At 45.8% G+C, this 17,264-nt stretch carries 15 protein-coding genes; 3 read left to right on the forward strand and 12 right to left on the reverse strand.

Going from position 1 to position 17,264, the window contains the following annotated elements; all coding sequences use genetic code 11:
* Positions 1 to 63 precede the first annotated feature (63 nt).
* Complete coding sequence (gene miaE / locus IL_RS05310) at positions 64 to 846, forward strand: tRNA isopentenyl-2-thiomethyl-A-37 hydroxylase MiaE (protein WP_011234287.1); 783 nt, start codon at positions 64 to 66, stop codon at positions 844 to 846.
* A gap of 44 nt (positions 847 to 890) precedes the next feature.
* Here the strand turns inward: miaE and IL_RS05315 are convergent, their stop codons facing one another.
* The 3 genes from IL_RS05315 to IL_RS05325 form a co-directional block, all read right to left on the reverse strand.
* Positions 891 to 2,174 carry a dicarboxylate/amino acid:cation symporter gene (locus tag IL_RS05315; RefSeq protein WP_011234288.1) on the reverse strand — a complete coding sequence of 428 codons (1,284 nt, stop codon included), beginning with the start codon at positions 2,172 to 2,174 and terminating at the stop codon, positions 891 to 893.
* Positions 2,175 to 2,270: 96 nt separating this feature from the next.
* Complete coding sequence (gene sohB, locus IL_RS05320; RefSeq protein ID WP_011234289.1) at positions 2,271 to 3,269, reverse strand: protease SohB; 999 nt, start codon at positions 3,267 to 3,269, stop codon at positions 2,271 to 2,273.
* A 72-nt stretch (positions 3,270 to 3,341) separates the two neighbouring features.
* Positions 3,342 to 5,807 (reverse strand): VolA/Pla-1 family phospholipase, encoded by a 2,466-nt coding sequence (locus IL_RS05325; protein WP_011234290.1) that lies wholly within the window; start codon positions 5,805 to 5,807, stop codon positions 3,342 to 3,344.
* A gap of 185 nt (positions 5,808 to 5,992) precedes the next feature.
* Here IL_RS05325 and IL_RS05330 point away from each other — a divergent pair, with 185 nt between their 5' ends.
* Positions 5,993 to 6,745: a YciK family oxidoreductase gene (locus IL_RS05330; RefSeq protein WP_011234291.1), complete on the forward strand. Its 753-nt coding sequence runs from the start codon at positions 5,993 to 5,995 to the stop codon at positions 6,743 to 6,745.
* A gap of 81 nt (positions 6,746 to 6,826) precedes the next feature.
* Positions 6,827 to 7,897 carry a WD40/YVTN/BNR-like repeat-containing protein gene (locus IL_RS05335; protein ID WP_011234292.1) on the forward strand — a complete coding sequence of 357 codons (1,071 nt, stop codon included), beginning with the start codon at positions 6,827 to 6,829 and terminating at the stop codon, positions 7,895 to 7,897.
* 13 nt (positions 7,898 to 7,910) lie between these two features.
* On the opposite strand, the gene IL_RS05340 is transcribed toward IL_RS05335, so the two are convergent.
* Genes IL_RS05340 through IL_RS05380 form a run of 9 tightly spaced genes read right to left on the reverse strand, consistent with a single transcriptional unit; the run spans position 7,911 to position 17,157 of the window.
* On the reverse strand, positions 7,911 to 10,028 hold the full coding sequence (locus tag IL_RS05340; protein ID WP_011234293.1) for an aminotransferase class V-fold PLP-dependent enzyme: 2,118 nt from the start codon (positions 10,026 to 10,028) through the stop codon (positions 7,911 to 7,913).
* 56 nt (positions 10,029 to 10,084) lie between these two features.
* Positions 10,085 to 10,297 carry a (Na+)-NQR maturation NqrM gene (nqrM, locus tag IL_RS05345; protein WP_011234294.1) on the reverse strand — a complete coding sequence of 71 codons (213 nt, stop codon included), beginning with the start codon at positions 10,295 to 10,297 and terminating at the stop codon, positions 10,085 to 10,087.
* A gap of 11 nt (positions 10,298 to 10,308) precedes the next feature.
* A complete protein-coding gene (locus IL_RS05350) occupies positions 10,309 to 11,337 on the reverse strand; it encodes an FAD:protein FMN transferase (protein ID WP_011234295.1) in 1,029 nt (342 codons plus the stop codon).
* A gap of 3 nt (positions 11,338 to 11,340) precedes the next feature.
* Positions 11,341 to 12,567, reverse strand: a complete 1,227-nt coding sequence (nqrF, locus tag IL_RS05355; protein ID WP_011234296.1) for an NADH:ubiquinone reductase (Na(+)-transporting) subunit F — start codon at positions 12,565 to 12,567, stop codon at positions 11,341 to 11,343.
* A gap of 36 nt (positions 12,568 to 12,603) precedes the next feature.
* Entirely contained in the window at positions 12,604 to 13,212 is a 609-nt protein-coding gene (nqrE, locus tag IL_RS05360; RefSeq protein WP_011234297.1) for an NADH:ubiquinone reductase (Na(+)-transporting) subunit E, read from the reverse strand.
* Between the two features lie 5 nt (positions 13,213 to 13,217).
* Positions 13,218 to 13,850, reverse strand: coding sequence for an NADH:ubiquinone reductase (Na(+)-transporting) subunit D (locus IL_RS05365; RefSeq protein ID WP_011234298.1), 633 nt, complete (start codon positions 13,848 to 13,850; stop codon positions 13,218 to 13,220).
* Complete coding sequence (locus IL_RS05370) at positions 13,843 to 14,619, reverse strand: Na(+)-translocating NADH-quinone reductase subunit C (RefSeq protein WP_011234299.1); 777 nt, start codon at positions 14,617 to 14,619, stop codon at positions 13,843 to 13,845. Before IL_RS05370 ends, IL_RS05365 begins: the two co-directional genes overlap by 8 nt.
* Positions 14,612 to 15,814, reverse strand: a complete 1,203-nt coding sequence (locus IL_RS05375; protein ID WP_011234300.1) for an NADH:ubiquinone reductase (Na(+)-transporting) subunit B — start codon at positions 15,812 to 15,814, stop codon at positions 14,612 to 14,614. Before IL_RS05375 ends, IL_RS05370 begins: the two co-directional genes overlap by 8 nt.
* A gap of 2 nt (positions 15,815 to 15,816) precedes the next feature.
* Entirely contained in the window at positions 15,817 to 17,157 is a 1,341-nt protein-coding gene (locus tag IL_RS05380) for a Na(+)-translocating NADH-quinone reductase subunit A (protein WP_011234301.1), read from the reverse strand.
* Positions 17,158 to 17,264: the final 107 nt, after the last annotated feature.

Consider the following 17,264-nt stretch of genomic DNA (forward strand, 5'->3'; position numbering starts at 1 on the left):
GTTATAGAACAAAGGGTTAGTTGTTAATTTCTTATTACACCTTTTACGCCAAGAAGGATCGCTGTGAACTATAGTCTCGTCGAACCCTATCTAAATCTACTCGACCCAATACACTCGTTTTTACTTTGCCGAACGCCTCCTGAGTGGGTTAAGCAAGCGTCGCTGGCTGAGAATCTGCCCGTCATCTTACTGGACCATTTGCACTGTGAGTTAAAAGCGGCTCAAAGTGCAGCCTTATTGCTGCGCCGTTATGCCGTTAATAAAGATCACGGACAAACCCTGCTTGACGCTCTGCAGCCATACGAAGACCTGGTTTATCGCGGTATCGGAGATTTTCAACAACTTAAACAAAGCAAGCAGCTGTCTCACGCTTTACAAGCCGCAGAGTCACAACCATACGCCGACGAAATTATTGATAAAATGTCCCGTTTAATTCGGGAAGAGCTACATCACTTCCAGCAGGTTCTTGAAATAATGCAGGCGCGTGATGTGCCCCTTTATAAGCTCAGCGCATCGCGTTATGCGGCCAGCCTGATCCGGCATGTACGTACATACGAGCCGCAGGCCTTAATTGATAAGTTAATTATAGGCGCTCTTATTGAAGCGCGCTCTTGTGAGCGCTTTGCCGCACTGGCTCCTTATCTGGATGAGGATATAGCTCGCTTTTACGTGTCCCTGCTACGTTCAGAAGCACGCCATTATCAGGATTACCTCGAGTTAGCGCAGAAGCTAAGCGATACGGACATTACCGAGCGGGTTAATCAGTTCAGAGAGTGGGAAGCAGAATTGATTATGTCTGAAGATACTGAGCTACGTTTTCACTCAGGAGTACCGGTGCACGCTTGAGTGTGCACCGGCTCTCAAAGTAATAACCGGAAAAACGTCAGCCGTTAGAGCTCTTCCAGCTTTTTGCCAGCGTCGTTGTCATAATAAACATCTTCATCAAAGTCGCCTTCTGAGCGCGCAACCACACAGCTGACCATAGCGTCACCGGTTACGTTAACTGCGGTTCGGGTCATATCCAACAAGCGATCCACACCGATAATAAGGCCAATACCTTCAACCGGTAAACCAACTTGCTGCAGCACCATGGCGAGCATGATAAGCCCAACCCCGGGCACTCCGGCAGTACCGACCGATGCAAGAGTTGCAGTCATAATCACCATCAGGTATTCAGCAACACCTAAGTCCAGGCCATAAACCTGCGCAATAAAGACGGTAGCAACACCTTGCATAATAGCCGTACCATCCATGTTGATGGTAGCGCCCAGCGGCACAGTGAAGGAACCGACACTGTTACTAACACCTAAACGACGGGTAACGGTTTCTAATGTGATAGGCATAGTCGCATTACTGCTTGCTGTGCTAAAGCCAAACAGTTGGGCATCCCGCATCTTACGCATAAAGATACCCGGCTTAACCCGTGCCAGAACGCGCATAAATAAGGGGTAAACAATTAAACCATGAGCGAGCAGCACAAACAGCACAAGCAGGAAGTACTTCGCCAGACTGCCTATCATTTCCACGCCAATTTCCGTAAACAGCTTAGCCATTAACGCAAATACACCATAAGGCGCCAGGTTCATTAAAATAACAACCAACTTCATGATGACCGAATTTAAATCATCAAAAAAGCCTTTCAAACGTTCACCCGGTTTACCAACCAGAGCCATAGAAATACCGAACAGCAATGCAAACACAATAATCTGCAGCATATTGCCTTCAGCCATAGCGTTAATGGGGTTGTCGGGAAACAAATTAACAATGACTTCGCTGACCGATGGTGCTTCACTGGGCTCAAAGCTGGCATCTGAAGCGCGCTCAATACCCGAGCCCGGTTGCACCAGAATTGCCGAGCCAATTGCAAAAGTAATTGCTATGGCCGTGGTGACCATATACATGCCCACTGCTTTTCCGCCTAAGCGCCCAAGCTTACTAGGGTCACTTAAGGAACAGGTACCGACCACCAGTGATACAAACACCAATGGCACAACCAGCATTTTCAAAGAGGTAATGAATATTTGACCAACAACGTCGAAAAGACCATTGGTTAAATACAAAGAAACCCAGGCATTATCACCGGCAACGTAACGAATAATGGTACCGAGAATGATCCCAGCGACCATGCCGATAACAATGCGGCTAGTCAGACTGAGTTTTTTCTTTTCGCTCATAAGCGTCCTTTATTATTCATTCTAAAAAACTGCGACAGCCTAGCAGAAAGCTTTTAAATAAGCAGCTATAAAACTGTAAGCCTCGCTGAACACCTTCTATTGTGCGACATCTGACCGGGTTAAGGAAGATTTTAAGGTATGAATAATAACAGACATACCTTTCGCAAAACGTTCACTTAGCGGTTTACGGATAACATACTGTAATTTTAATACGTCAAAACCTTTATGCTGTTTCATTAACCACGCGTCACTGGTTATCACTTCATCAATTAAGCCAAGCTCTTTTGCTTCCTGACCTGACCAGACCTCGCCTGTTGCTACTTTGTCTATATCCAGCTCGCTACGATTTTCCTGAACAAAAGACTTAAACTGACGGTGAATGGCCTCTAAATCCTGTTTAAACTTACGACGCCCTTCATCAGTATTTTCACCAAAGATAGTCAAAGTGCGCTTATATTCACCCGCGGTTAATTGCTCAAAATCGACATTATGCTTTTTCAAAAGCCGATGAAAATTCGGTATTTGCGCAACCACGCCTATTGAACCGATAAAGGCAAAAGGTGCCGCCATGAGCTTATGACCAACACAGGCCATCATATAACCGCCGCTTGCAGCCACTTTATCTATAGCAACATTAACGGTTAAGTTATGCTCTCTTAAACGCAGCAACTGAGCCGCCGCCAGACCATAACCATTAACCACACCACCGCCGCTTTCCAGCCTTACCAGTACTTCGTCTTTCTCGGTGGCCAAGTTTAGAATAGCGTTGACTTCATGGCGTAAACTGTCGACCTCTTTTGCATCCATGCTGCCTTTAAAATCAATAACAAAAAGACGTTTCTCTTTATTCTGCACAGCCTTCTTTTTCTTTAACGCTTTCAGTGCTTTTTTCTGAGCTTTTTTATCCATAAGCTCAATTTTCAACTGTTCACTCAGCTCATTCAGCTCTTTAGATAAATGCGTGACTTGCAAATCGCCTTTACTCTTTTTCTGCTTCTGCGCCGCCTGAGCAATAAGGCCCACAATAAAACCAACAGCCACAACAATAATAGCGGCTTTTAGTAAAAAGCCTCCAATATCAGCAACAAAATCCATACCACTCTCCTAAAACGAAAAAGGCCAGCATAACTGCCGGCCTTTGAATACCAAGTGTTCAATAACCTGAGATTATTCTACCACTTCTTCGTTGGTTACTGGTAACTGCAACATGTCGGCAGCAAACCAGAAAGCAATTTGTTGCTGCATTTCTGCTGTGACTTCCGCAGATGGACCTGCGTCAACCAGCGAGCCGTGCTCTGCGTCACCACCAAAGCGAACGATACCACTTACCGGTGTACCATCTTCAGACGCTGTTGTGGTTGAGATGCCATCTAAACCTAGCAGCGCAGCCAGAGGTTCAGTACCGCCAAGAGGAGGAACGTTATTTGGAATCACTGAATCACCGACCGCTTCTATCGCTAACAACGGTGTCCCGAGAGCTCTCAAACTTTTCGCATAATTAATTGGATCGGCAGAATCGACAACCGTTTGTGCTGCGAAAGCAAACTGATTCAAACTCGCTTGCAGTTCACCAACTGCGTCCGGGTCACCATTGGCTTCAAACTCTGCATAAGCGGCTGCTAAAAGTTCAAGATAAGCCGCTGTATTTTTCTCTATACCTGCGGCATCAGCTTGAGCATCAACTCCTGCCGAAAACGCCTCACTCGCGTTATAAGCAATATTACCTTTAATAACAGGTCCAAATTCTTCAGATGCAAGTAGGAAATTAGCTAAACTACCGCCAGGCATGCCAAGCGCAGACGCCTGCACTTTAAACATCGGAGCCAATGGCTCTAACTGGCTCTTACTAAACGGAGCATTCGCAATGGTTGTAAAGCCAGTTCCAGCAATGGCGCCTAATGAATGCCCAACAAAATGAACATCTTGAGCATTTATGGTGCTGCTATCAGGGAATGACGCATTACTTAAACTTAAGCGAAGGCCGATAAGGTCAGAAATTGATTGTCTTACGTTATCTCGCGTGGTCAGTAAGCTTTGTAAGTTCATGTAATTAATTGCACCGGCCTCGCTCGAAGCGTTGATTTCTCCGAAAGCTCTATCGCCATGCAGCGGATGATCAATTGCAACCATTGCATAACCTGCCACAGCAAGGGTTCCTGCAATTGCCGCAGCACTGTTCTTGTCTGCCGTAATGCCATGCTGAAAAATCACTACTGGCCAACCGTCGGCAGGAGCAGATAAAGGCTCTAAACCGAAGCTTGGACGTATCATGTTGGCTACAGCAACATTAGGTGTTGTCGCAAATACAGTAACCTCTTCATCTGATTGCTTTTCAGGAATTGGACTGTATTTAGTGACATGACGTTCCGGGTCAATTGGCTGATCATCTGAATCAGACAGATTAAAACACCCACCTTCATTTTCCATTACTAATAATTCTGGATTAGCCAGCATTTCCGCAGTAATGCCTGCTTCTGCCGGGTTTACTTCTCCATCTGCTACAGCATTAAGTATCGCAGCTGCGCTATCACATTTCGCTGTCCAGCGGCCGGTTAGTGGAGCAGTTGGGTTCTCCGCTGTAGGAACAGGAGAGTAATACGGTAATTCGACTTTACCGACATAAACATTAGCCGCAGATGCAACCTGAATCGCATCTTGACTGTATTTTTCTGGGTCCAGCAGATCACCAACGGTTGCAGCTCCGTCTGGGTGCGGGCCCAATCCTAATGCTGGAACTGCTCCCGCGGGAACTCGCTGAGCATACAAGCTTTTCACAGCACCTAAAGCTGTGCCTACTGACTGAGTAGTAAAGTTGGAGCTGTAAATGACATCTTCAGCGTCAACATTTGCCCCTACGGTCAATGCCGCTTCATAAACATTAATTAAGCTTTGTAAATTACGAGCATCATCTTCGTCCGAAGCTGGGTATTCAGCCACCGAACGTTTCATTAACGTGTATGTTTGCGATGCCTTTACACGACGACCTAAAGAGTCTTGAATATTGTCCGTTAACGCCACTAAATAGCCTGTTTCTGGCTCAAAAGGTTGCGTTGGAATAACGACAAAAGAGCCAGCACCTGTAGCTTGAACCTGAAAGTCCTCTCCATGAATAAGTTCTTCACTAATTGAACAAACCGCCGCTGGGCTTGATGCAATGGTAGAGCTTTCACCGGCAGCTAACTGAGCTTCGTGTAAAGCACCAACTACAGGGTTAGTTGAAACGCAAGACTCAACGTCAACTTGTCCACCCTGAACAGTTTTGAATACTCGAACAGCGCCCTGAGCTTCAACACTTGCCGGGTCCAATGACACTTTTTCACCATTTTGGTCAACAGGTAAAGAAAGCTCAAAGCTCAAAGGCGAGTGAGTTCCCCAACCATCAAGACCGTTCAACGCAATCCGTGTAGCTGCTTGAGCTGAGTTAGGATCACCAATTGGAAGATCCAAAGTACCATCATTCTCACCCAACAAAATGTTTGTTGGAATTGGTATTTCACCATTGGACGGGTCAAAAACCACGCGTGACGCAGCAACGCTAACTTCGGTTTCTGTAACAGGAGCTTCGTCACCGCTACCACAGCCTACAAGGCTAAGTGCAGAACCAATTGCAAGCGGGAGTAATAATTTCTTCATGAGGTATCCTCAATTCTTTTTATGATTTGTTATTTTACGTCTTCTCTTAACGATTTTTATACACCTGTATCAAATAAGATGAAAGGCTTTTTACCGATTTTTCGTTCGTTTGCTGAGAAGTTACTCGAATATCGTTACAATAGCCCACTCACCCGACCACAGTCCAATGGTATTAAGAAACTGTTATGGAAATTAAAACCGTACATGATTATCAGGCTAGCCCTGAATTATTGAAAAATAAGGTTATTTTAGTTACTGGTGCAGGCGACGGAATTGGTCGTCAAGCCGCGCTGAGCTACGCTGAACATGGTGCCACAGTTATTTTACTGGGGCGTACTGTTAGCAAGTTGGAATCGGTTTACGATGAAATTATCGCTCAGGAAAGCCCTCAACCAGCAATTATTCCGCTTGATTTAAAAGGCGCAACAGAAAATCATTATCGTGATATGGCGGCCACCATTGCCGATCAGTTCGGTAAACTAGACGGCGTGCTGCATAACGCTGGGCTACTTGGCATTCTGTCCCCTTTTACTCACATTGAAAAAGACAGCTGGGACGACATTATGCAGGTTAACGTAACGGGTCAGTTTGCCATGACTCAGGCACTGATTCCGGTAATGGAAAAGTCTCCGAATGCATCCTTAGTTTTCACGTCTTCCGGCGTAGGAAGAAAAGGCCGGGCATTCTGGGGACCATATTCTGTCAGTAAATTTGCTACCGAAGGTATGGCTCAGGTTATTGCCGACGAGTATGAAGATACCAAATTACGCACCAACGTCATTAACCCCGGCGCGACCCGCACAGCGATGCGTGCAAAAGCGTATCCGGCAGAAGACGCGAAGTCACTTAAAACACCAAAAGATCTGATGCCAACTTATTTGTATCTGATGAGTGACGACAGCATTTCTGATAATGGATTGTGTTTCGACGCCCAGTAAACCGGCAGCTTCGAACTGACGTATCGGTAAAAAGGAAACGTGTTACACTCAATAACATGCATAATTAATTAGGTTACGTCTATGACATCGAAGCTACAGCAGCGAGCCGTTAATATACTTAGGCTCGCTTTGCCTTTCAGCGCATTGTTCAGTTTGTCAGCAGTTGCTGAGCCTCCGGAAATCGAAATTTTTGATAACGTCCGCCAGCAACAATGGGTGGGGGTAAGTCCTGTTAGTCGCGATACTATTTGGATCTCCGGTGAGAAAGGAACCGTAGCCAGAACCACAGATTCAGGGAAAAGCTGGGAATATTTTCAACCCGGACCTAATGATCTGGATTTTCGCGATATTGAAGCTATTGATGACCGCCGCGCCTATGCATTAAGTGTTGGTACAGGAGGTCAGTCACGTATTTACTATACTGAGAATGGCGGTAACAGTTGGCGTCTGCGTTATCGCGGCGAAGCGGACAGCTTCTTCAACTGCATGGCACTTTCTCCTAGCGGCGAAGCCTGGGTACATGGCGACAGTGTTGGAGATGAATGGCGGATGGTACGCAGTGCCGATGGTCGCAACTGGATGCAAGTTCGCAGCGCGGTCGCCGAGCCGCCTCAATCTAATGAAGGTGGTTTCGCCTCAAGTGGCAGCTGTGCCCGCTTTAATAACGACAACTGGATGATTGCAACGGGTAATGCTGATAAAGCTCGAGTATTAATTAAAGGCTCGTTTGGCATTCGCTTTCGTGTGGTAGAAACACCAATGGAAGCAGGCCCTATGGCGGGCATTACCAGTGTGTGGCCTATTGACGATAAAACCTTTTATATTGCTGGTGGTGACTTAAATGATGCTTCTGGCGATGAAAACCGTTTATGGCATTATCAAAATAACGAATTTGAAGCCTTGCCCGGGCCACCAATTAAAGGCGCTCTTTATAGCTTGAGCCTTATCGATCACAACGGTTCCTGGTTACTAACGTCTAACCCCCAGGGCGCGGCGGCACTTAACCTACAAACTAAGAAATGGTTTAAGCTCTCTGATGACAACATCTGGAATATTCAGTGTCATGGGGATATCAGTTGCTGGCTGGTTGGTAAAGACGGCTACGTTGGCCGTTTGCAATGGCAGGCGCCGCAACAGCGCCCTAAGCTCTAACAGTTCACGTACATTAAGCGGCTGGAGAACTTAATAAAGCCAGCCCACCTAATAAGTGACGGCTATTAAATCCGTGCCGCTTAAGCACGTTAGCGACAACCTGGCTTCTGTTGCCCGAGCGACATAAGCAAATAATATCGCGTTCTCGCAAGTGTGAGTTACTGTGTATAAACTGAATGACTTCAGTCAATGGTACATTAACCACCTCTGCATTACAGGGAATATCGGACAACACGTGCTCCTGCCGCTCTCGCACATCAACAATTAACAAATCATCGCGATGCCAGAATTCGTCAGTATCTCCGACCGGAATATTAACGCCATCATCAACACGACAGTCGCCGTTTAATTCACAAGGAGTGTAAACGATATGGTGCTCCGAATCCTGTCCCGGGCAAATAAGCGTATTCTCTCCGATAAAACACTCATAAGCGCTTGATGCTGCCTCAGCCCCCGTAAATAAAAAGTCTGACGCAACCCGACTTTTCAGTGTGGCTGATTCACTTAATACATAAACCGGATTACGGCTACCGACTCGAAATAAACGCCGCTCACCAATACTCACACAGCCAATGACGCTGCCTTCGCACTCAACCGGAACCGCGTCGCACGAATCGGCCGCAGAATGCGGCCAGCCAAATACATCATACTCGTCTATAGACTGGTCAGGCATAAGTATTGGCAATAACAACTCGATGGACTGGCTGGTAATTGAATCAGCTGATGTCGATACCACAGCTTTCACTCGATAGTGCTGGCAGCTGACAATATTCTCAATTCTGCCAGCCAAAGCCGGATGAGGATCGATAACGGCTATTTCTTTAGCTTGCTTATCTATCACCAGGTAACAGCAATGATCATCGTACTTCAGTTGCACAACACCATCTAACTGAGCGTCGTTATCGTTATTCGTGTCCGCAACAATTAGACAGGAATTTCTTAATGCGTCAGCAGCTTGTTTTATACGTACACAAGCCTCAGTAATTTCCTCTTGTCGCGTTGCCGGACCAAAAGATAATCGAATAGCGGAACCGCTGCGCCACTCTTCCAGCCCCATAGCGTCTAAAACAAAGCTTTTTGTTACCTTAGAACTGCATGCAGAGCCTGAACTCACTCTTATCTGACAGGCGTCAAAAACATCCATAATATCGCGCGAGGCAACTCCTTCTACGGAGAAGTTCAGCGTCGTAGGAACCGACAGCTCAAAATCATGATTAAATACAATAGAGGGGAAAGCTGACCGCAGGGCTCCAACCAACTGAGATCGATAATCCTGTAATTTAGCTTCACTATGAAAGCGACGGTTACTGCCATCCAGCATCAATTCAAATAATGCATTTAATGCTGCTATTCCGGGTAAGTTTTCGGTTCCGGAACGCAGGCCTGACTCCTGCCCTCCACCAATAATTAAAGGGGTATAAGGTGCTGAATCCCGAACCGCCATAAACCCGATACCTTTGGGGCCATAAAGCTTATGACCACTAAACGGAGCGTAATCAATGGTTGTTTCATCTAAATTAAGAGCTTTTTTCCCTAATACCTGAACGCAATCAACCATCCAGGGTACATCCGGGCTATGCTGACGTATCGTTTCTTCCAGTTGTTTTAAGTTCTGAATAACACCGGTTTCGTTGTTAACAGCCATAGTGCATATCATGGCAGCATCTTTGACATGCTCAGCAATAAACTGGTTATCCAACAGGCCTTGTTTATCAACCGGAATGGCAACAAGCTCTGCCTTCAGCCCAAGTAACTGGTTCCAGTGAGCTAAAGCTTGGGGCACGGCTTTGTGTTCCGTCGCACCATACAACAGGTATTTTTTTCGCTTATCGGGAGCAACCTGCATAGCTGCATTAATTGCAGAAACCACGGCCGTCTGAATGCCTTCTGTCGCGCCACTGGTAAAAATAAGCCGCCCTGAAGGCAAACCAACAATTTTACGAGCTAACTGACGCGTGGTATCCAGAATATAGCGAGCTTTTAAGCCCGTAATATGGCTACTTGAAGGATTACCAAAAACTGTTTCCATCGTATGCGAAACAGCTTGTATAATTTCGGGAAGTACCGGAGTGGTAGCATTACAGTCCAGATAAAGTTCGTTTGCGTTTGTCTGAATATCTACTGGTTTCATGCCACCCTCCAAATTAACTAAAAGTTATATGTTTATAACCTTTATGACTAAAAGGGTCAATGAATCTGGTTTTCTTTCCAGGTTTGTTCCTTTCTCATTCTATCTTTTCGCTTATCGCATGGTTCATCACAGTCACAGGCTTTTTCCATACCCAGAGCGCCGATACCACCACAGCTGCCGGAAATTGTCTTGCGCTGTACAATATAGCCAACGGCCATTGCCAGCACAACGATGATGAATAAGGCGAATACCATTATAAAGGTTTGCATTAAAACTCCTACTACTGCTCAGCCAACAACGGCTTGAATGCTTCACTCATATACTCTTCAAAACCGTCATCGGTTTTATAAATGAGCATAACTGCCATATTGTGTTTTTTTGCGAAGGACTTTGCTTTCTCCGTTCCCATTACAAATAATGCAGTTGCATAAGCGTCGGCAGACATTGTGTCCTCAGCATAAACTGAAGTAGAAACCAAGTTATGCTGCACTGGAGCACCAGTTACCGGATCAATAATATGCGAATATCGCTTACCATCTTCTTCATAATAGTTCCGGTAATCACCCGATGTCGCCAAAGCGCCGTCTTTAAATTGGACAACACGTTGCACCGCACGTTCCGTTGAAACCGGTTTTTCTATAGCCAGGCGCCATAATGCTTCATCCGGTTTGCCGCCTTTTGCAATAACCTCACCGCCAATTTCCACCAAGTACTGCTTTATCCGCAACTGATCTAATAAATGAGCAACTCTGTCGACGCCATAGCCTTTGGCAATAGTCGACAGGTCGACGTATAGCTCCGGGTTATCCTTAATCAATTGATGATTTTCTACGCGTAGTTTCTGATAGCCCGTTTTTTCACGAACCGCATTCAACTCTTCTTCAGACGGTTCTTTTTCTGGCCTAGCCTGAGGACCAAAGCCCCAAAGATTCACCAGGGGACCAACGGTTATATCCAGAGCACCTTCCGTTTCCTCAGCAATTTCGAGACCACGATTAACTACCCGTTCAAGGTCGCGGCTAATAACCATAGGTTGGGTACTTTTAAACTGATTAAACTGGGAGAGTTCAGACTCTGGATCATAAGTCGACATTTGTGCATTAACTCTTTTGAGCACTATATCAACTTTCTTTTGAATCTCTTCTTTGTTGTGTCTGGGATCCTTAGAGTAGACAGTCACACTATAGGTGGTTCCCATAGTCTTACCGCTAAAGGATATTTTCTCAGGTGAATCAGAACAAGAAACTAAAAAGGCCAGCCCCAGAAGGGCTAGCCAAATTTTAGCAATCGACAATTTCGATAGCATCATGAATTAACCACCAAAGTCATCCAACATGATATTTTCGTCTTCAACGCCTAAGTCTTTCAACAAGTTGATAACTGCCGCGTTCATAACCGGTGGTCCACACATGTAGAACTCACAATCTTCTGGTGCGTCGTGGTCTTTAAGATAACGCTCATAAAGAACGTTGTGAATAAAGCCAGTATCGCCTTCCCAATTATCTTCCGGTTGTGGATCAGATAATGCCACGTGCCAGTCAAAGTTCTCGTTCTCTTCGGCCAGCATGTCGAAATCTTCAACATAGAACATTTCTTTTTTCGAGCGCGCACCGTACCAGAACGATACTTTACGATCCGTTTTTATACGACGCATCTGATCAAACAAATGAGAACGCATTGGCGCCATACCGGCACCACCACCAATAAAGACCATTTCAGCGTCAGTGTCTTTGGCAAAGAATTCACCAAATGGACCTGAAATTGTGACTTTATCGCCTGGCTTCAGACTGAAAATGTACGATGACATTTTGCCTGCAGGCAAGCTTAAGTCGTTAGGTGGCGGCGTTGCTATACGGACGTTCAGCATAATAATGCCTTTTTCTTCCGGATAGTTAGCCATTGAATAAGCGCGTACAACCTCTTCGTCAACTTTAGACTCAACATCAAAGAAACCGAAACGATCCCAATCTCCATGATATTCTTCGGAGATATCAAAGTCTTTGTATTTAACGTGATGCGGTGGAGCTTCAATCTGAATGAAACCTCCTGCGCGGAAAGGCACTTCTTCGCCTTCCGGTAACTGAACAATAAACTCTTTAATGAAGGTTGCTACGTTATCGTTCGACTTAACCGTACAGTCCCACTTACGAATACCAAAAACTTCTTCTGGTAATTCAATTTCCATGTCCTGTTTAACGTTAACCTGACAGGAAAGACGACAGCCTTCACGAGCTTCACGTTTAGTAATGTGGTCAAGTTCAGTCGGCAATATGTCACCGCCACCCTCTTTAACTGTGACACGACACTGGCCACATGAACCACCACCACCACAAGCTGACGAGACGAAAATACCCGCATTAGCAAGCGCGCCCAGAAGTTTAGTGCCTGGCTGGGTCACGATTTTTTTGTCTTCGTCGTCATTAATCAGGATTTCCACATCACCCTGAGGTACCAGCTTTGATTTTGCGAACATAATAATCGCAACCAAAACCAGTACGATGATGGTAAACATCCCTACACCGAGATATATCTCTTGCATCGATTCGTACCTTTTTTTACCGATTCAACACACTGGTTATAAGGATACGCCGGAGAACGACATAAAGCCCAAACCAATCAGACCCACTGAAATAAATGTGATACCTAAGCCACGCAGGCCATCAGGTACATCTGCATATTTCAGTTTTTCGCGCACTGCAGCCAAAGCAACAATAGCTAAAGCCCAGCCAACACCACTACCAATTCCGAAAACAACGGATTCGCCAAAATTGTAATCACGCTCGACCATGAAAGCTACGCCACCAAAAATAGCGCAGTTAACGGTAATGAGTGGCAGGAAAATACCCAGTGCGTTGTAAAGTGCAGGTACATATTTATCCAATGCCATTTCCAATATCTGCACAATAGCGGCAATAACACCTATAAAGGTCAGAAACTTCAGGAAACTTAGATCCGCATCCGGGAAGCCAGCCCATTCTAGAGCACCTGGGGCCAGAATGTTGTGGTAAATTAAGTTGTTAACCGGTACCGAAATACCCAATACAACAATAACCGCGACACCCAGACCAAATGCTGTTTTTACTTTCTTAGATACAGCCAAAAACGTACACATACCTAAGAAGAAGGACAATGCCAGGTTTTCAATGAAAACCGCGCGGATGAACAGGTTGATATAGTTTTCCATGACCATTACTCCTTAGGTTCAACTTGTTCAGTGCGGAAGGTACGCAGTACCCAGATAAACCCGCCAATGATGAAGAAGGCACTAGGTGGCATCAGTAACAAGCCAACAGGCTCGAACCAACCACCTTGTGATGCCAGAGGTAAAATCTGTACATCAAACAAGCTGCCTGAACCAAAGAGTTCACGAATGAAGCCAACAACCAACAGCACCACTGAGTAACCTAAACCGTTACCCAGTCCGTCCAGGAAGGACATAAACGGAGTGCTCTTCATAGCGTAAGCTTCTGCGCGCCCCATAACGATACAGTTAGTAATGATTAAGCCAACGAACACTGACAACTCTTTAGAAATTGAGTAAGCGTAAGCTTTTAGTATCTGGTCAACGACAATAACCAAGCTCGCAATAATTGTCATTTGGACAATAATACGTACGCTTGACGGAATATGATTCCGGATAATCGAAATAAATAAGTTAGAGCACGCAACAACCGCAGTTAGTGCAATACACATAACCAAGGTGTTGCTCATTTTCGACGTTACAGCCAATGCAGAACAGATACCAAGAATCTGTAGTGCGATGGGGTTGTTGGCGAATATCGGTCCGAATAATACGGACTTCATTTCTTTTACATTAGCCATTGTTCAACTCTCCCTCACGAAGTTTCTTGAGTAATGGACCGTAACCATTTTCGCCCATCCAGAATTGAACCAGGTATTCAACACCATTACTGGTCAAAGTTGCACCAGAAAGCGCATCAACTTCGTGCTCGCCTTTGGCGCCGCCTTTTACCACTTCAAACTGGACGTTACCGTCCTCGCCGTAAACTTCTTTACCTTGCCAAGTTTTTACCCAGGCCGGATTGGTGATTTCACCACCAAGCCCCGGAGTTTCAGAGTGCTCGTAGAAGTTAACGCCTTTAACAGTGTCAAAGTCGCCTTCTAACGCCAGCAAGCCGTACATGGTTCCCCATAGCCCCTGGCCACGAACATGAAGAACAAGACCTGTTGTTTCGCCGCTTTCATCTTTAACAAGATAAATCTGTGTTAAATTTTCGCGGGTACCTAAACCAGCAGGGTCGTTCTTTTTCTCAAGTTTTTTACTTCTTTCAGGGTCACTCGCTGCTTTGCGGTTGCTAAAAGATGTCGGGTCAATGTCTTCCTTAACGGTTAAATCTTCAAGGCTGACAACCATGGTATCGATGCGTTGCTTGTAAGTTTCAACAACGTCGGTATCGGCTTCCAGAATACCGGCAGCATCCAAAACGTTCTTCTGCATATCAAGTGCCGCATTCTTTTCCTGCATTGGTTTCAAACCAATAGCAGCACCAGAAACAACAATTGAGCAAACCAGGCAAAGCGCTAGCACGACACCAACGGTCTTGCCTAAACTTTCATTTTTCTTAGCCATTGCGCGCTAACCTCCGTTTGATATTTGCCTGTGCTACAAAGTGGTCAAATAACGGTGCAAATACGTTAGCAAATAAGATGGCCAACATGATGCCTTCCGGGAATGCCGGGTTAATGACACGAATCATGACCGTCATAAAACCAATTAACAAGCCGTACGCAAACTTCCCTTTATTGGTAAAGGACGCTGATACCGGGTCGGTAGCCATAAACATCATTGCAAAGGCAAAACCACCTAATACTAAGTGCCAGTACCAAGGCATTGCGAACATTGGATTGGTCTCGCTACCAACAAGGTTAAGTAGTCCGGAGAACAGAACCATACCAGCAAAGACCCCCAGAACGATACGCCAGGAGGCAATACGGAAATAAATTAACGCTAAGCCGCCAATCAAAATCAGTAAGGTTGAGACTTCGCCTACTGATCCCTGGATGTTACCAAGGAAGGCGTCCCACCAAAGCTGAGTATTCCCATAATCCATTTCACCCAGAGCCGCTTTACCTAGGTTTGTTGCACCAGAAAAGCCATCGACGGCAGTCCAGATGGAATCACCTGACATGCTGGCAGGATAAGCGAAGTATAAGAATGCGCGACCGGTTAGTGCCGGGTTAAGGAAGTTGCGGCCAGTACCGCCAAAAATTTCCTTACCAATAACGACGCCGAAAGTGATACCTAAAGCAACCTGCCACAATGGTGTTGTCGCCGGTAAAATCAGGGAGAATAAAACCGAAGTAACAAAGAAGCCTTCGTTAACTTCGTGCTTACGAATAGACGCAAACAACACTTCCCAGAAACCACCAACAATAAAGGTAACCGCATAAATAGGTACGTAGAAACAGGCACCATACCAAAGTTTCGTGCCCCATCCAGCATCGGCTCCAAGTTCACCACCGAACAAGTGGAACAATCCAACCTGCCAGACGTCAGAAAGCGCATAGCCGTCAGCCAAAGCCAAAGCAGCCTGGTTACCAACGTTGTACATACCCCAGAACATTGCCGGGAACGTCATCATCCACACCAGGATCATAATGCGCTTAAGGTCGATACGGTCACGAACATGCGTAGCCGACTTAGTCACAGTACCTGGTGTGTACAAAATAGTGGCTACGGCTTCGTAAAGCGCGTACCACTTCTCGTATTTACCGCCTTCTTCAAATTGCGGTTCAATACGCTCGAGTGTGTCTTTCAAGCTCATGGTTAGCCTTCTTTCTCAATCTTAGTGAGACAGTCACGCAGCACCGGGCCATATTCGTACTTCCCGGGGCAAACATAAGTGCACAATGCGAGGTCTTCCTCGTCCAGTTCCAGACAACCTAGTTGCTGACCTTCATCAGTATCCCCTGACAACAAGTCACGTAGCAGTAATGTTGGCAGAATGTCCAAAGGCATTACGCGTTCGTAGTTACCAATTGGAACCATTGAACGTGAAGAACCATTCAGTGACGTTGTCATGCTGAATAACTTCTTCGGATTAAAGTGTCCGGCATAAGCACGTGTTACTGAGTGCAAGTCAGAGCCCGGGCGTATCCAGCCCAAAAACTCTTTATAATTGCCTTCCGGAATAACACTAACCTGATTGTGAAAACGACCTAACCAGGCATGCTCGTCATCCGCAGTGTGACCATGCAGGACTGACCCTGAGATAATACGTTGATTATCACCACTTAGCTCACCATCCGTTAACTCATGCAAGTTAGCACCTAAGCGAGTACGCAGTAGACGAGGTTCTTTCACACCTTCTCCGGCAACGGAGACAACGCGGTCAGTAAAGATTTCACCTGTAGTGAATAACTTACCGTAAGCTATAACGTCCTGATAACCTATGTGCCATACCGGGCGTTTGATGCTAGCAGGCTGAAGGAAGTGTATATGAGTACCAACCAAACCTGATGGGTGAGGGCCTGAAAATGACTCCAGCGTGACATCTGCGTCACCAGTATCCACTTCAGCATTACCCTCTTTACAAACAAACAACTTACCTTCGGTCAGGTTAGAAAGAACCTTCAGACCATCAATGAAAGCTTGTTTCTGTTCATTTATAAATAAAGTTGGGTCACCAGCTAATGGGTTAGAATCCATCGCGTTAACAAAAATCGCGCTGGCTTCTGCATCTAATGCCGGAGACTTACTATAAGGACGGGTACGAAGAGCTGTCCATTGACCAGACTCAACCAAAATGTCCTGAACTTTCTCACGACCTAATGAGTTAAGCTTGTCGCTGTCAAATTTGTCAAAAGTAACTTGCTCGTCACCTTTCAGCTCAATAACAACCGCCTGCAACACTCGACGCTCACCACGCAGGATGTCTTTTACTACACCAGCACCAGGGGCTGTGTACTTGACACCAGGGTTTTTCTTATCCTCGAAAATCAGCTGACCTTTCTTAACCTGGTCACCTTCTTTCACGTGCATGGTTGGGCGCATACCCACGTATTCTTCACCTAGGGTAGCAACTGTCGTCACAGCCTTACCGTCGGATAATTCTTGCTGGGGCGCCCCTTTTATAGGGATGTCCAGCCCTTTCTTGATCGTAATCATATGCGTTTGCACTACTCGTTAAGGGAAGATTCATCACAACCAGCCACCAGGACTGGAAACCTGAATAATCAAATAGTTACCGACACAAACAACCGCCTTCAGGGGGC

Origin of the sequence: Idiomarina loihiensis L2TR (genome assembly GCF_000008465.1) — a bacterium.
GTDB classification, from domain to species: Bacteria; Pseudomonadota; Gammaproteobacteria; order Enterobacterales; family Alteromonadaceae; genus Idiomarina; species Idiomarina loihiensis.

Bases quoted from the DNA above. Each gene is read 5' to 3' on its own strand.
- IL_RS05315 (WP_011234288.1), bottom strand. From the start codon at position 2,174: ATGAGCGAAAAGAAAAAACTCAGTCTGACTAGCCGCATTGTTATCGGC.
- sohB (WP_011234289.1), bottom strand. From the start codon at position 3,269: ATGGATTTTGTTGCTGATATTGGAGGCTTTTTACTAAAAGCCGCTATT.
- IL_RS05325 (WP_011234290.1), bottom strand. From the start codon at position 5,807: ATGAAGAAATTATTACTCCCGCTTGCAATTGGTTCTGCACTTAGCCTT.
- IL_RS05330 (WP_011234291.1), top strand. From the start codon at position 5,993: ATGGAAATTAAAACCGTACATGATTATCAGGCTAGCCCTGAATTATTG.
- IL_RS05335 (WP_011234292.1), top strand. From the start codon at position 6,827: ATGACATCGAAGCTACAGCAGCGAGCCGTTAATATACTTAGGCTCGCT.
- IL_RS05340 (WP_011234293.1), bottom strand. From the start codon at position 10,028: ATGAAACCAGTAGATATTCAGACAAACGCAAACGAACTTTATCTGGAC.
- nqrM (WP_011234294.1), bottom strand. From the start codon at position 10,297: ATGCAAACCTTTATAATGGTATTCGCCTTATTCATCATCGTTGTGCTG.
- IL_RS05350 (WP_011234295.1), bottom strand. From the start codon at position 11,337: ATGATGCTATCGAAATTGTCGATTGCTAAAATTTGGCTAGCCCTTCTG.
- nqrF (WP_011234296.1), bottom strand. From the start codon at position 12,567: ATGCAAGAGATATATCTCGGTGTAGGGATGTTTACCATCATCGTACTG.
- nqrE (WP_011234297.1), bottom strand. From the start codon at position 13,212: ATGGAAAACTATATCAACCTGTTCATCCGCGCGGTTTTCATTGAAAAC.
- IL_RS05365 (WP_011234298.1), bottom strand. From the start codon at position 13,850: ATGGCTAATGTAAAAGAAATGAAGTCCGTATTATTCGGACCGATATTC.
- IL_RS05370 (WP_011234299.1), bottom strand. From the start codon at position 14,619: ATGGCTAAGAAAAATGAAAGTTTAGGCAAGACCGTTGGTGTCGTGCTA.
- IL_RS05375 (WP_011234300.1), bottom strand. From the start codon at position 15,814: ATGAGCTTGAAAGACACACTCGAGCGTATTGAACCGCAATTTGAAGAA.
- IL_RS05380 (WP_011234301.1), bottom strand. From the start codon at position 17,157: ATGATTACGATCAAGAAAGGGCTGGACATCCCTATAAAAGGGGCGCCC.